Source organism: Paenibacillus rhizoplanae, from assembly GCF_042684125.1.
GTDB classification, from domain to species: Bacteria; Bacillota; Bacilli; order Paenibacillales; family Paenibacillaceae; genus Paenibacillus_AQ; species Paenibacillus_AQ rhizoplanae.
This window is the reverse complement of sequence record NZ_JBHUKY010000018.1, coordinates 36,904-52,007: the sequence shown is the minus strand read 5'-3', so window position 1 is coordinate 52,007 and position 15,104 is coordinate 36,904. Positions and strand designations below refer to the sequence as shown.

Below are 15,104 nucleotides of genomic sequence, written 5' to 3'. Positions count from 1 at the left end.
ATGTATTCCACCTTTCTTCCGGGTTTTAGACTGGAGTTACCAGATCGAACTGATGCTTCACGGCATGGCTGTCCGCATAGCCTTCCTTCTCCCTCATGCTGGATAATGCCGAGGTCGGGCAGGCACCGATGCATTTCAGGCAGCCTTTACAGTACTGGTAGTCAATACCGAGCAGGAACATCTGCGAACGGCCCTTGCGGTCCAGGCGCTCTTCCCACACGAAGCATTGGTCAGGACATACCGTGTCACACTGTGCGCAGTTGATACAGGACTCGATCTCAAATGCCGGAAGCATACCGGAACGGGAGATGCTGAGATTCTTCAGGAAGCTGCTGCCCGGGTTGGTGATCGTACCGCCCATCGGCTGAGTCTCGTAACCAAGAGCCGAGATATCGGAACGGACATATTCCGGCATACGGTCGCCGGCAGCCAGCTCGAACTGCATGAATTTCACTTCATTGTAGCCGCGCTCGAAGGTCGTGATGGCCGACTGGACGGCCTGCGGATATTTTTTGCCGAGGGACTTCTCAATGACGCCCTTCATAATATCCGTATCGAGGAACGGGCAGAGCCGGAATAGTGCCCCCAGCATAGCCATATTGACGCGGTTCTTCTCCTTGAGTGCGATGCTGGTAGCATCGATCACTGCAATCGTGCCGGCCTTCATCTTCAGCAGTTCTCTGAGTTCTTCCGGCGTCTTGGCCGAGTTCACAAGAACGGTGCTGTGTTCATGAATTCCGCTGGTTACATTAACGGTCTTGGCAAGTGCTTCGTGAAATACGCCGACAACATGCGGACGCTCGACCGGTGAAGTATCGCGGATATGGGTATCCATATCACAGAAGCGGATATGAGCCTTAACCGCAGACCCCTTCTTCTCCGAACCGTACGATGAGAAGCTGACGCCGTTCAGACCTGCGCCGACCACTCCTGCTTCCGCCAGCATTTTACCTGCCAGGTTCGCGCCCAGGCCTCCAATGGATTCCAGACGAATCTCAAAGAATCCCAGCTCATTTACTATTGGCAATTGTACCACCGACATAACCCCTTTCTTAGTACATCCTTTTGACTTTTTCAACGATTGTAACTTGATTTTGCAAGCCGCGAAGTGACATATCTTGCATTTTCCACGCTCAGGGAATCACAGTTCTTTATAGATTTATGCAGATTTCTTTATACGCGACAGTGCGGTGTTATTTCAATAGAAGGAAAGCTTCCATGAAAACGACAAAATGTGAAAATTCTGTGTAATTCCGCACTTTCCCAAGCAAACTGTGGATGAGATGTCATCCTTAATTTAGCAATAAAATTAAAAATTAAGATGTTAAAAATATCACAGAAATAATGATATATATCACAGGTGCCTGCTGCCAAAAGAAAGAAACTCCTGTCCGTTGAAGGAAGGAGTTTCGTCTTCATTACTATTCCTGCTTAGTAGGCCCACCAGTTGCCTGACATGACAATCATCGAGAACAGCTTGAGGCTGTCTTCATAATAGTTCTCTGCCGCGCTGTCAGCCGTATGGCTCCAGAGGGAGTTCAGCCAGCTCTGGTTCGCGGATGAGGTCATTGCGCCCACACCGAAGGGGCCGTAAAAGGCGCCGCTGTTGTAGCTGCCAAAGGTGGTTCCGTCCAGCTTGTAGCCATCCTTAATATTGCCTGGCGTGCCTCCTGTCTTGGTCTTGATCCAGCTGTTGAGCTGGGTCAGCTGGGATAAGGCGCGATTGTCGCCGGTGAGCAGATAATCGGTGGTGATCCGCCATGGAACCCGGCACGAATTATAGTTGTAATCCCCGTCACGCTGAGATTCCAGGAAATTCGCGGCAGCAGGCTTATACGTATTGTTAGAGTAGACTACGAAGTCAGGAAGCAGACCGGTTGTGGAGCTATAGCCGGTATATAGGCTGTTGATTAAGGTGTAGGTCTTGTTCGTTACATTCTGCCAGCGGGCATCCCCGGTAGCGGCTTGGAAGGCTTTGAAGTGATTCACCATGAAATCCGAAGGGCGGGTGGCTGTGTTATAGGAGCCGCTGTTCGCCCAGTCTCCGAGGCGGATTGTCCACTGGGACTGATTGATATCATTATTCATGATGGCGTTAATGATATTGGTCGCAGCCTGCAAGTAGTTAACGGTTCCGCTGCTTCCCCATTGCTTGTGGGCGAGCAGCAGGGAGTAGGCAATATCCATGTCGCCGTCTGTAGCCGAATTCTGGCCTTCGACATTCTGGAAGCTGCTGTTCTGTTTCCAGGACATCAGGTACGGATTAATGGAGCTGGGGTGTGCCGTGTAGTAATTATATAGTCCATTATAGTAGGTCTGCGCATTGCCGTCATAGCCGGCCAGCAGGACGGTGAACAGCATCCCGTAGCCCTGCGCTTCAGATACGGTTTCCCCGTTCGAGTTATACTTCACATAGTATTTTCCGGTGCCGGCCGGCTTGAGGTACGTCCCCTTCCAGGCATCCCATTTGCTCTTGACCGCATTATCCAGTGCAGTTTGACTTACATGATTCGGCTTGATGGTTCCGCTGGTGTAAGTCGTATGCTGCGGGAACGGCTTGTTCACGGCGGCGAATGCAGACCCGGCGGGCAGGATAAAGACGGCCAAACATAGAAGCAGCAGACTTGTCCAGTGCAGCTTGCGCTTACCTTGCTTGTTCATAACTCATTCACTCCTCAACAGTTAGTGGATTGATTCGGTATAGATTTGCTTGTAGCAAAAATCGATCTCTTTCTTCCAATTCTTCCATTTGTAACATATTCAATATATGATTTCAGAGACTTGCTGTCAATGAGCAGATGGCCGCTCACACGAAAAGCCCTCTCAAACCGCAGAATTCACACGGCAGGCCTGAGAGGGCTGACTATACTCTTGCTCTAATGAAATTTGGAACAGTTTCTACTCGACATCGGTAATCATATGCTCCGCAATCAGCTGCTGCTTGCGGTTCCACAGCTGTTCGCTGAGGTTCACGCGGAAGACTTCCGGGTTCAGCTTACGCAGATACTCCGGCCAGAAAAGGTCAAGCTGCTCCTGATGGTAGCGGCGGATCTCCGCCAGATCCGGCAGGGTATAGACCTGGAAGCCGTTCACCACAATCGGTTCCAGCATCGGCACCGCGTCGTAGCGCTCCACATGCTTCTTCATATAAGGATGCAGCGGGTTGAACAGCTTCAGCCGGACACCGCTGCGGGGCGCAGGCTCATCCGCGAAGCTGATATAATCCGCCAGCGCCTTGCCGTTCTGGCCGATAATGCGGTAGACTTCCTTTTTGCCCGGCGTAGATACCTTCTCGGGGTTGGAAGAGATCTTAATCGTAGGGATCATCTCGCCGCTTGGAGCTTCAATCTCAACCAGCTTGTAGACGCCGCCCAGCGAAGGCTGATCCGCAGCGGTAATCAGCTGGGTTCCAACCCCCCATGTGTCGATCGCCGCCCCTTGTGACTTCAAGTTCATGATGGTGTTCTCATCCAGATCATTGGAGGCCACGATCTTCACATACTGCAGCCCGGCTTCATCCAGCATCTCGCGCGCCTTGCGGGACAGATAAGCAAGGTCACCGCTGTCCAGCCGGATGCCGTTCATCCGTTTGCCCTGCGCTTCCAGCTTCTTCGCCGTGTTGATCGCATTCGGCACACCGCTGCGCAGGGTATCGAAGGTATCCACCAGCAGCGTCACGCCGTCCGGCATCACTCTCGCGTAGGCGTCGAACGCTTCCTGCTCACTCGGGAAGCTTTGCACCCAGGAATGGGCATGGGTGCCCTTCGTAGGGATGCCGAACTTTTTGCCGGCCAGCATGTTCGAGGTCGCGTGGAAACCGCCGACATAAGCAGCGCGAGCGCCCCAGACTGCGGCATCCGCTTCCTGCGCGCGGCGCGTGCCGAACTCCAGCAGTGTATCATGCGGGGCCACCTGCTTGATACGCGATGCCTTGGTAGCAATCAGCGTCTGATAGTTCATGAAGTTAAGAATTGCTGTCTCGACAAGCTGCGCCTCCATAATCGTGCCTTCGACCCGGATCAGCGGCTCATCGGGGAAGACCAGAGCCCCTTCCTTCATGGAATGGATACTGCCTTGGAAATGAAACTGCAGCAGCTCCTCCAAGAAGGCCGGCGCATAGTTCTCTTCCTGCTCCGACAGGTAGCGGATATCCTCTTCCGTGAACCGAAGCTCCGCGATGTACTGGGCGATCCGCTCCAGCCCGGCGAACACGGCGAACCCGTTTCCGAACGGCAGCTTGCGGAAATAGGCTTCGAATACTGCCCGGCGCTTGTGTGTACCATTCATCCAGTGGGCATACATCATATTAATCTGATATTTGTCTGTATGTAGAGCAAGTTCTCTCCTCAAGTCCTCATCTCCTAGTAGTTACACTGTTGTATTTGTGACAACCTTCGCGCCAAGACTGCCGCGGAAGTGTCCAAGCGCCCATACATGACCGTCAGGATTAAAGCTGGCGACGGCATCCTCATGCACCGTTATCCCAAAGCCATGATTGTAGGCATCCACCGCCGTATGCAGCACACAGATATCCGTACATACCCCGATCAGATGCACCTCGGTAATGCCCCGCTCACGCAGCTTCAAGGCAAGATCTGTGCCGCAGAAGGCGCTGTAACGCGTTTTGTCCATCCAGTAGATGGATTCCCGGTTCGCCTCGTAGACAGCCTTCAGGCTGCCGTAGAGCTCACGCCCCTGACTTCCCCGCAGATTATGCGGCGGAAACAGCTTGGTCTCCGGGTGGTACGGATCATCCACTTCATGCAAATCTACAGCCATCACTACATAATCCCCGCTGCGCACAAATTGCTCCGTCAATTCACTGACTCTGGGCGCAATATCGATGCCGGGCTGGCCGACAGGCAGGTTCCCGTCAACGAAATCATTCGTGAAATCAATTACAATCAGTGCTCTCATGATAGGTCAGCCTCCTAAAAGGTTAATGGGCTTGCACTTCCCGGCACCTTACGTATAGATGGATAATAACGGCTCATGGTCCGTGAACATATAGAGCTGTGCCGGGCGCTGGGAGTATTGATTGGAGCTGAGCGGATTCCCCGCTTCATCGCTCACTTCTTTTAATATACCCTGACGGCTGCGTGTTGACGTAATTTTGCGGATAAAATTCGGTTCTTTGAATTCCGGCACCACTGTCTGAATCACCTGGTACAGCTCACTCAGTGTGAAATGGCGCGGCAGGAACTGCCGGGCAATCGTCGTCTGCAGCATCTGCTGCTGAATCCGCAGGTAGGCATCGGTAATAATGTCATGGTGGTCAAAAGCCAGCTCCAGCTCCTCCAGCGCTTCCTTCAGTGTGAACAGGCCAACCTCGCCTGCATCATCCGAGGCCTGCCGCTGCTCCAGCATCCACTCCTCCACCAGCGCAAAGAAGGCATGGCTGATAATCCAGCCGCGCGGATCACGGCCCGGCTGGCTGTAGACGCCGAGATATTCCAAATGTCCGCCGTCTACGCCCGTCTCTTCCTTCAGCTCGCGCGTGGCAGCATCATAGATCGATTCATCCTCCTGGCAAAAGCCGCCCGGCAGGGCCCACATGCCCGCACACGGCCATTTTTTGCGCCGGACCAGCATCACCTTCAGCTCGCGCAGCGGCAGCGTCTTCGTGACGGTCTTCCGCTCGCGCTTGGTCAGTGTAAACATGACAATATCCGCCGGAACGCCATCCGGAGTGCGGTACTTCTTGGCGTTATAGGTTTGTTCCGCGTTCTCAGTCACTATAGATCATCCTTTGCCGCAGCTATTGTTTGTTGTTCGTATCTTTTAATGTACCAAACCTGTCCGCACAAAATCAACCGCCAGGGCCGGAAGATTGCGTTAAAATATGTAAAAGGGACGGATTCACATCCGCCCCCCGGGGGTTCTGCATTAATCTCCGCATGTGGAGGGCGGCGCCTCGGTGCCTGCTTCCACATTGATTTTATCCGAAACGGTATCCCTGATCACCGAAATTACCATCTGCAGCAGATAATTGATATCGCTCTGGCTCTGCTGGAACTCGTTCACAACCGGGATACTGTCAATTTCATCCTGCAGCTCTTCAATCTCACGTTCAATCTTCTCGACCATCGTCTGGTTCTTGAAGCTCTCGAACGCCACGATCTCCTTCTGCTTCTTCTTAATCGTAGCAATAAGTCCCTGCACACGCTCGTGATTCAGAATCTTCTGCTCGGCCTGCTGGAAATGACGGACCTCCTCACTGGTGGAGATGAGTGCAGCCAAGTCCTTCGCTTTGCCCATAATATCCTCACGAACAATTAAATCCCGGGTATTATGGGTCTGCATGCCATATTCATTCAGTCGTGCTTCTTCCTGGCTCATTCTTCTCGCCCCATTTCTCTATAATTAGAGGACCGCTGCGGCTTCCGCCTGATAGTCCCCTCTAATGTACCAAGTCTTCGCGCCCGTAATGCTCACCTGCACCAGCGTGCCAATCAGGGAGGACGGGCCTTCAAAATGCACCAGCTTACTGTCACGGGTACGTCCGGCCAGCATCCGGGCATTATTCTTGCTCTCGCCTTCCACCAGAACCTCCACCTGCTGGCCCAGCATCCGCTCATTCCCCAGCCGGCTCTGCTCCTTGATCAGATCATTAAGACGCTGGAGACGCGCGCTCTTGACCTCTGGCGGAACATTATCCTCCATCCCGGCTGCCGGAGTCCCTTCGCGCGGAGAATAAATGAAGGTATACGCCATATCATACCCTACTTCGCGCACCAGGGACAGTGTCTCCTCGAACTGCTCCTCTGTCTCACCGGGGAAGCCGACGATAATATCAGTAGTCAGCACCGTATCCGGCACGCCTGCCTTAATTTTGCGGACCAGCTCCAGATAGGCTTCACGGGTATATTTGCGGCTCATGCGCTTCAGCACGGCTGTGCTTCCCGACTGCACCGGCAGATGGATATGCTCCACCAGATTGCCGCCTTTGCCCAGCACATGAATCAATTTATCGTCAAAATCACGCGGATGCGAGGTCATGAACCGGATACGCGGAATGTCGATCCCACGCATGTCGTCCATCAGGTCGCCGAAGGTATACTCAATGTCCGTAAAATCCTTGCCGTAGGCGTTCACGTTCTGCCCCAGCAGCGTCACTTCCTTGAACCCCTGGCGGGCCAGCTCCCGCACCTCGGCAATGACATCCTCCGGACGTCTGCTCCGCTCCTTCCCCCGGGTGAACGGCACAATGCAGTAGGTACAGAACTTGTCGCAGCCGTACATAATGTTCACCCAGGCGCGCAGACCCTCCCGCTTCTTCGGCAGATTCTCGATGATATCGCCTTCCTTGGACCAGACCTCGATGACCAGCTCGCGGCTGAATACCGCTTCCTTGATCAGCTCCGGCAGGCGGTGGATATTATGTGTGCCAAAAATCAGATCAACGAAGCCGTACCGGCTCATGATCCGGTTGACCACGCCCTCCTCCTGGGACATACAGCCGCAGATCCCCAGGAGCAGGCCGGGCTTCTCCAGCTTCAGCGTTTTGAGATGGCCCAGCTCTCCGAATACCTTATCCTCCGCATTCTCGCGGATCGCACATGTATTAAGTAAAATAATATCAGCCTCACTGCGGTCTTCAGCCGCCCGGTAACCGAGCTGCTCCAGCATTCCCTTCATCGTCTCCGTGTCATGCTCATTCATCTGGCAGCCGTAAGTGGTAATATGATAGCTCTTGCCTGCACCGAAATCTGCCATCTCCGGTGGAATGTCGAAATGATACAGCACCTCAATCTCTTCCTTGCCCCGCCGCTTGCCTTCCTTGTAATCGGGCTGGCTGTTGATCTGCACGTTTCTGCCTTTGATCCGGTAGGTGGTCTTGCCCTCGGTCTCGCTGATGATCTTGGCATCCGTGAAATCGAAATACTGCCCGTAATCCTTGCTCCCCTTCGCCATGCTAAAGTCACATCCTCTGCTGATGTCCCCGTATTTTTCGTGCTTTTCTAATGAGAAATTATATCATACCGCTCCCAAGATAATCCATTCTGAACATTTCAGGAGCTAGGGGCTTTACTGTAACGTATACGTTATCGTTTAAAGTGATGATAAGGAGGGAGTCGTGACTATGATCCGTATTGGCGATTTAGCGAAGACAGCGAATATCAGCAAAAGAACCTTATACCACTATGAGCATATAGGACTGCTGCAGCCCACAAGGGTCTCTGAGAACGGTTACCGCTTCTACGATAACCAAGCTGTAATCCGGCTTCAAAAAATTCTGTTATTGAAATCGATCGGCTACACCTTAGAGCAAATAAAAGAGCTGTTACAGAATCAGAGTCCTGCGGATGAACATGACCATTGGATAGCATCATTGCATGAGCAGATCGAGCTGATCGAACGAAAAAAAGAAGAGTTAAGCCGCAAGCAGTATTATCTCAGGTCTACTCTTCATACCGTCCGGCTCAAAGGTACAGAGCATCTGCAAGATTTAATGCAGGTCCTTGCAGCTATGAATGACCGTCCTCTAAGCGATGGAATCATTCCAGCCGAATTCAGGGAGGAGCCGTCACTAACTGTTGAGGAGGTTGAGCTGCTTAAGCGTCTCCCTATCCTGGGCGGCGGCAGCAACAAAGCGGAGGAGCTTGTACGCCTTTTAGAGCAAGCCGTATCGTTGATGGCCTCGTCCCCCTATTCTTCAGAAGCTCAAACGCTGGCTGGCCGTTTATATAACATGGCGCTGGACCTTTTTGAAGGTAATGAGACGCTGCTGGATAGATATTGGGAAATGATCCGGCCCGCTGACGGTGCGACTCCTGTCGTGATGGGCATGGATAGCGCAATGATGTCTTTTGTAGATGAGATGATCGGATATTATCTTGGGCATAGAGAGGAGAACCGGCATGAATAGAGGGCTACAATCACTGGGCATTCTTAAGAATCCTTGGATGCTGGCTGTACTGGCAGGAGTAGTGATCCTATTGTCAGCCTGTGGAACAGCTACAGATCCAATACCTGAAAAGAAAGCTGAGGAGTCAACAGCAACGGTTGAACCGGAAGCGGACGCTATACTCGTAGAGGTGCTAATTGAAAGTGATAGTGATGCAGCACTTAATCTGGAGGTAGAAGTCAATGCCCGTGACCATCCGCAGAGTGTGTATTTCGATTCTATCCAACTCCCTTACAGAGAGGAATTTGCTGTCCCCAAAGACACGTTCATACCGTTAACCTCTACCAGGGTACAAGCAGAAAAGGATGCCGATGCCACTTGGATAAGCTGCACAATCCTGTATGACGGAGAGGTAGTAGCGACTCATAAATCCAGAGGGGATATTGCGAAGTCTGTATGCGAGAAGAAGTTCCGCCTGGGCCCTGGATAATGGATTGGGATGGCTGGGCAAAAAGAAACACCCCATGCCATGGGCACAGGACGCTTCACAGGGTAGCTATCTAATAATACAAAGTCTTAGTGGAATCATAGGTAAAATGATTAATCTCATGAATCGCACCCGCCTGTACCTTGGCAGGTCAAGCCAGACCGCTGATCAAGGCTCTGCCTACTGCCACCAGATCGAACTCCCCCTTATCCAGCCGGAGCAGCAGCCGCTCAAGGTTGTTATCCTCATTATTCTTCATAACCGCACTGGTGAATGCGAAGATATCTACCCCGGCATTGCTGAGCGGGGTCAGGAAACGGGCCAGATCCTCCGGCGTCTCCTCCAGCTTAGCGTCGTAGGCCCCGCCCTTCCACTGCGAGAAGCGGAGTACGATCGGGAAATCCGGTCCTATCGCGCGGCGGCAGGAAGAGAGGGCAAGTCAGTAGTCTGACTATTGCGTCTTGTATAACATCAGATTTAAAATAACTTATTGCTTAGAGCTTCAGTATGAGGCACGCAACTCAGGAGTATCTCCAGCGCAAGTGGAAACGCTTTGCCGTCCTTTTAAAGGACGGTACCGTTTCAGCGAGAAATAGAAGGATAATTTATCATGTGCAACATATAAATTCTATATGTTTGAACAAAATCACCCTGCGGGTGAATGAGATTACCTGCGCGCTAGCAAATGTATGCCGTTTTCCGCATACATTCGGGCCACAAGCCTTCACGCCATACATTCTGAGCTCCTCATATACTCATGCGGCCTCCGGATCATTCAAAGAGTACTTCTCCCCACGCTACGCCCCCTTATCCACAACAGACGGATAATATAATTTCCTATACGACAAAAAAGCCCGGCCTTTAATGTAAGGTCCCGGACTTATTTATTATAACCAGCTTGCCGCCAGACGTCTTAATCCCCAAGCCTATAGATCAAAATCGATGCGTTGGAGTTGATCTGCGTTCCTCCGGCCAGGGTCTGTAAAGTAATTGCAGCGGCACTGGAATGGTTCCTTAAAGTAATTACATCGCCGGGGACTACAGAGATAATCACCATCCCGGGGTTAGGCTGTGTTCCCGCTCCTGAACCATAGACGCTGCCACCTACAGGTGCACCGTTCAGATACAAAGTGAACTGATTCGGTTCCACTGCGGTGACAATGAAGATTACCGCATAATCTCCTGCATTCTCAACATTAATCTGAGCTGTATTAGGGGTATGCGAGAAGCCGACAAGACTCTCATTGCTGTCAAAAGTAACATCCGCTTCGGTAGCCACGGTCTGAGCCGCCGTATTGAAAATATAAGCATAAGATGACGCCAGTGCGCCTGTGGCTCCCGTTACACCAGTCAAACCCGTGGCTCCAGTTGCACCTGTTGCACCCGTCACACCTGTTACACCCGTGGCTCCTGTCACACCTGTGGCTCCGGTGACTCCTGTTGCCCCCGTCACACCCGTTACCCCCGTCACACCTGTTACACCCGTGGCTCCTGTCACACCTGTGGCTCCGGTGACTCCTGTTGCCCCCGTCGCACCCGTCACTCCCGTCACACCCGTCACACCCGTCACTCCCGTCACTCCCGTCACTCCCGTCACTCCCGTCACTCCCGTCACTCCCGTCACTCCCGTCACACCCGTCACACCCGTCACACCCGTGGCACCCGTCACACCCGTTACTCCCGTCACACCTGTGGCTCCGGTGACTCCTGTTGCACCCGTCACACCCGTGGCCCCCGTTATTCCCGTCACACCTGTGGCTCCGGTGACTCCTGTTGCCCCTTCTCCCAGCAACTCCTGCGAGACCAGCCGGTGTGCTGTTACCAACTGCCCGCTGGCATTTTGGCCCCATAGGGATACCTGCGCTTCCGAGACTGCCGTTCCTGTCGTGTTGAACACGAATTCAAAAGCATCCAGGTCCGCATAGTAAATTCTGGTAACCACTTGGGAGGGAGCCACACTGATCTCCTCCTGCACATATAAGGTGCGTATGCCGTTCAGGGTATAACCCAAAATAAGAATATCGAAGAATCCGGTTATATTGCGGCCGTCTATTTTGAGTGTTACCCTTTGAGTCGGGCGGGTCCCCGTATTGCTTGCAATATTATTCTCAATCGGTCCTGTAGATAAAATTGCCATTTCCAGCTCCCCTCTCAATCTAAATCCAGCTATATTAATAGCAATATTCGAGAGAATACAGAAGAGTGTTGGCATATTGGTATTATTATTAGAAACAGTAACAATCAGTACATCTTCAAAGATTCACCCGCAAAAAAAACACCCCATGCGGGCAGCCATGAGCTGCTAGACTTGAAGTCTAACCTAATGGCTTGGCACAGGGTGTTACAGATCAAGCTCTATTGATTAATACAATGTCTTGGTAGACTCCGAGGTGAACGGAATAATCTCGTTAATCTTGCCTGCCTGCACTTTCGCAGGCCAAGCCGGATCACTGATCAAGGCTCTGCCTACCGCTACCAGGTCGAACTCGCCTTTATCCAGCCGGAGCAGCAGCCGCTCAAGGTTGTCATCCTCATTCTTCTCCGTAACCGCACTGGTGAATGCGCTGTCCAGGCCGACAGAACCTACTGTGATCGCAGGCTTGCCTGTAATCTTCTTGGTCCAGCCTGCCAGGTTAAGCTCCGAGCCTGCGAATTCCGGCTCCCAGAACCGCCGGGTCGAGCAGTGGAAGATATCCACACCGGCATTGCTGAGCGGGGTGAGGAAGCGGGCCAGGTCTTCGGGAGTCGCTGCCAGCTTAGCGTCATAGGCCCCGGCCTTCCACTGCGAGAAGCGGAGTACGATCGGGAAATCCGGTCCTACCGCGCGGCGGCAGGCATCGATCACTTCCACCGCGAAGGTGGTGCGCGCTTCCAGATCGCCGCCGTATTCATCGGTCCGGTGGTTGGTCTTCTCCCAGAAGAACTGGTCGATCAAATAGCCATGGGCACCGTGCAGCTCAATGCCGTCGAAGCCGATGGCCTTGGCCGCCTTCGCTGCCTTGGCAAAGGCACTGACGATGACCTGAATCTCGCTCTTAGTCATCGGCTCCGTGACCTGTTCTCCAGCCAGATTCAGCCCGGACGGGCCGATCGGCAGCGCCGAAGCGTTAGGCAGCTCACCAATGCTGCGGGCCATGCCGACATGCCAGAGCTGAGGCATAATCTTGCCCCCGGCAGCATGCACCCCGCTCACGACCTGCGCCCAGCCCTCGAGGGCGGCTTCGCCATGGAAGTTCGGGATATCCTGATGGCTGACTGCCGCCGGATGATCGATGGCTGTGCCTTCGGTAATGATCAGGCCCACTCCGCCTTCCGCGCGGCGGCGGTAATACGCCGCCACCTCAGGCCCAGGTACGCCCTCAGGAGAATGCACCCGGGTCATCGGTGCCATAACTACGCGGTTGCTTAGGGACAAGCCTCCGCCTTCAAAAGGTTCAAACAATGCAGCAACGTTCATAATCCATTAGCCTCCATTTCATACGATGATTACTTGATGATTACTTTAAGTAAGCATTAGTATGACGGTTCCCGGCGGCAAATGCAAATGACTGCCAGTCTAAGAGATTCGATAAGTCTTATAAGTCCAGCACTCCGGCTTTTGGAGTCACCCGGAAGGCTGTCGCCAGATCTGCCAGCTGCTGATCGGTGATCTTCTGCCGAACCTCTCTTCCGCCGATCAGGTTATACACAATCGCAGCTTTCTCTATCGTTTCGACCAGTCCAAAGGTGGCATCCATCGTCGCACCGGTCACAAAGATCCCATGCTGCGGCCAGATGACCACGCGGTATTCCTTCATCCGGTCAGCGGTGGCCCGGCCGATCTCGCTGCTCCCCGGCACCATCCAGGGAATGACGCTGACGCCATCCGGGAAGACCACTAGACATTCTGTGCACATCTCCCACAGCGTCTTGGTGAATTTCAGCTCATCCAGATCATGGGTGAAGGTCATGGCAATGACATTCGTTGCATGGGTATGCAGCACAATCCGGTGCGCCGGATCTACCTTCAGCCGTTCGATATGGCTCATGAAGTGGGAAGCCAGCTCACTGGTCGGAACAGCGCCGCCCCGCAGTCCCCATAGCACCTCCACACTCTCACCGCTGCTGCTTACACGCAGCACACCCAGATTGGCCTCCGGGTCTTTGATCACATTACGAAAATACTTGCCTGATCCGGTAACGATGAAGTATTTGCCCGCCAGCTCCGCTACAGGGAAGGTAAGGCTGATCGTACGCAGCGGCTCACGGATATTGATATACTTGGCTACCTCTTCTTCATCCAGGAGGTAACTGACGTTGCCCCCGTTCAGCTCATCCCAGCCCAACGACCACATGTGATGGGTAATTTCGGACATTTCCTCAATAAAAGGCGCGGTGACGCCGGATATATACCCTTTGGATTCAATTACGGAAGTACTCATATACTCTCTCCTTCTATATGCACCTTCAGCGTGCGGGTACTTGTTATTTTGTGATTTTGTGATTTCAGCAGCCTGATCTTATCTTAGAGACAATACGTCCTGCTCATAGCGCTTCACTTCAGCCAGCCATTGCTCGCGGACCGGAGTCCCCTGCGAAGCGCAGTAGTAATCCCAGACAGCACCGAACGGGTAGGACTTGAATTCTTCCACCAGGGCCAGCCGTGAGGTGTAATCTCCGGCCTGTTCATTGGCCCGAAGCTCCTCAATCGGCTCCAGCATAGCGCGCAGCAGGGCCTTGATCGTATTGCGCGTGCCGATTACCCAAGCCGCCAGGTGATTGATGCTGCCGTCGAAGAAGTCGAGCCCGATATGCGTGCGCGGCAGCAGCTCCCCGCGAACCAGCTCGCGGGCAATCTCCAGCAGTTCATCGTCCATCGTGACCACATGATCACTGTCCCAGCGGACCGGTCTGCTGACATGCAGCAGCAGCTGCTCACTGAACATCAGGATGGAGCTGAGCTTGTTCGAGATCACTTCCGTCGGATGGAAATGCCCGGCATCCAGGCAGATGGCCTTACCGCGTGTCAGGCCGTAGCCCATGTAGAACTCATGTGATCCGACAACGTAGCTCTCCGAGCCGATACCGAACAGCTTGCTCTCCACGGCATCAATATTGTACTGCGGATCAATCTCCTCGCTGAAGATTTCATCCAGCGATTCCTTAAGACGTACGCGCGGTGCCAGACGATCCACCGGAGTATCTTTATAGCCGTCCGGTACCCAGAAGTTCGTTACACAGGGCTGCCCCAGTTCACGGCCGAAATTCTCCGCGATTCTGCGGGAAGCCTTGCAGTGCTTAATCCAGAAGCTGCGGATCTCTTCGTCCGCATGGCTGAGGGTGAAGCCGTCTGCCGCCTTCGGATGCGAAAAGCAGGTCGGATTGAAATCAAGACCTAAACCTTGCTCCTTGGCCCATTCCACCCAGTTCGTGAAATGGCGCGGCGCCAGCTCATCCAGATCCACCTGCTCCTTCGTATCAGCATAGATCGCATGCAGATTGACCTTATGCTTGCCGGGAATCAGCGAGAGGGCCTTCTCCAAATCCTGACGCAGCTCATCCGGTGTACCGGCCCGGCCGGGGTAGCTGCCGGTCACGGCAATGCCGCCGCTCAGCTCTTTATCCTTGAACAGGAAGCCCCGTACATCGTCGCCCTGCCAGCAATGGAGTGAGATTTTGATCCGGGCCAGCTTCTTCAGCACCCCGTCCGTATCAATCCCATGGGCTGCATATAATTTCTTCGCTTCGTTGTAGCTGTTAATGATGCTCTGATCCATGCTGTTGCCTCCT

The 15,104-nt window shown here is 53.3% G+C and carries 13 protein-coding genes; 2 read left to right on the top strand and 11 right to left on the bottom strand.

Translation table 11 applies throughout. The features are described from left to right. Nucleotides 1–25: 25 nt before the first annotated feature. From ACFSX3_RS07490 to miaB, 7 genes are all read right to left on the bottom strand, one after another. Nucleotides 26–1,036, bottom strand: coding sequence for a 2-oxoacid:acceptor oxidoreductase family protein (locus ACFSX3_RS07490; protein ID WP_209990189.1), 1,011 nt, complete (start codon nucleotides 1,034–1,036; stop codon nucleotides 26–28). A gap of 395 nt (nucleotides 1,037–1,431) precedes the next feature. Next, nucleotides 1,432–2,661 carry a glycosyl hydrolase family 8 gene (locus ACFSX3_RS07485; protein ID WP_209989571.1) on the bottom strand — a complete coding sequence of 410 codons (1,230 nt, stop codon included), beginning with the start codon at nucleotides 2,659–2,661 and terminating at the stop codon, nucleotides 1,432–1,434. Nucleotides 2,662–2,898: 237 nt separating this feature from the next. After that, entirely contained in the window at nucleotides 2,899–4,350 is a 1,452-nt protein-coding gene (locus ACFSX3_RS07480; RefSeq protein ID WP_209989568.1) for a nicotinate phosphoribosyltransferase, read from the bottom strand. Between the two features lie 18 nt (nucleotides 4,351–4,368). Further along, nucleotides 4,369–4,917 (bottom strand): cysteine hydrolase family protein, encoded by a 549-nt coding sequence (locus ACFSX3_RS07475; protein WP_209989566.1) that lies wholly within the window; start codon nucleotides 4,915–4,917, stop codon nucleotides 4,369–4,371. A 48-nt stretch (nucleotides 4,918–4,965) separates the two neighbouring features. After that, nucleotides 4,966–5,736 (bottom strand): NUDIX domain-containing protein, encoded by a 771-nt coding sequence (locus tag ACFSX3_RS07470; RefSeq protein WP_209989564.1) that lies wholly within the window; start codon nucleotides 5,734–5,736, stop codon nucleotides 4,966–4,968. A 150-nt stretch (nucleotides 5,737–5,886) separates the two neighbouring features. Continuing rightward, nucleotides 5,887–6,339, bottom strand: a complete 453-nt coding sequence (locus tag ACFSX3_RS07465; RefSeq protein ID WP_209989561.1) for a RicAFT regulatory complex protein RicA family protein — start codon at nucleotides 6,337–6,339, stop codon at nucleotides 5,887–5,889. A 24-nt stretch (nucleotides 6,340–6,363) separates the two neighbouring features. After that, complete coding sequence (miaB, locus tag ACFSX3_RS07460; protein ID WP_209989558.1) at nucleotides 6,364–7,914, bottom strand: tRNA (N6-isopentenyl adenosine(37)-C2)-methylthiotransferase MiaB; 1,551 nt, start codon at nucleotides 7,912–7,914, stop codon at nucleotides 6,364–6,366. Nucleotides 7,915–8,083: 169 nt separating this feature from the next. On the opposite strand from miaB, the gene ACFSX3_RS07455 reads away from it, so the two are divergent. Together ACFSX3_RS07455 and ACFSX3_RS07450 are read left to right on the top strand one after the other, a co-directional pair. Beyond that, on the top strand, nucleotides 8,084–8,869 hold the full coding sequence (locus tag ACFSX3_RS07455; protein ID WP_379312777.1) for a MerR family transcriptional regulator: 786 nt from the start codon (nucleotides 8,084–8,086) through the stop codon (nucleotides 8,867–8,869). Then, nucleotides 8,862–9,338 carry a hypothetical protein gene (locus ACFSX3_RS07450; RefSeq protein ID WP_209989554.1) on the top strand — a complete coding sequence of 159 codons (477 nt, stop codon included), beginning with the start codon at nucleotides 8,862–8,864 and terminating at the stop codon, nucleotides 9,336–9,338. Before ACFSX3_RS07455 ends, ACFSX3_RS07450 begins: the two co-directional genes overlap by 8 nt. A 910-nt stretch (nucleotides 9,339–10,248) precedes the next feature. Here ACFSX3_RS07450 and ACFSX3_RS07445 read toward each other — a convergent pair. The 4 genes from ACFSX3_RS07445 to rhaA form a co-directional block, all read right to left on the bottom strand. After that, entirely contained in the window at nucleotides 10,249–11,472 is a 1,224-nt protein-coding gene (locus ACFSX3_RS07445; RefSeq protein ID WP_209989549.1) for a BclA C-terminal domain-containing protein, read from the bottom strand. A 225-nt stretch (nucleotides 11,473–11,697) separates the two neighbouring features. Continuing rightward, the gene (locus tag ACFSX3_RS07440; protein WP_209989547.1) at nucleotides 11,698–12,792 is read right to left on the bottom strand and encodes an NADH:flavin oxidoreductase; all 1,095 of its coding nucleotides are present in this window, start codon (nucleotides 12,790–12,792) and stop codon (nucleotides 11,698–11,700) included. Nucleotides 12,793–12,910: 118 nt separating this feature from the next. Continuing rightward, nucleotides 12,911–13,756 (bottom strand): rhamnulose-1-phosphate aldolase, encoded by an 846-nt coding sequence (rhaD, locus tag ACFSX3_RS07435; RefSeq protein WP_209989543.1) that lies wholly within the window; start codon nucleotides 13,754–13,756, stop codon nucleotides 12,911–12,913. A gap of 78 nt (nucleotides 13,757–13,834) precedes the next feature. Next, nucleotides 13,835–15,091, bottom strand: coding sequence for an L-rhamnose isomerase (gene rhaA / locus ACFSX3_RS07430; RefSeq protein ID WP_209989538.1), 1,257 nt, complete (start codon nucleotides 15,089–15,091; stop codon nucleotides 13,835–13,837). Nucleotides 15,092–15,104: the final 13 nt, after the last annotated feature.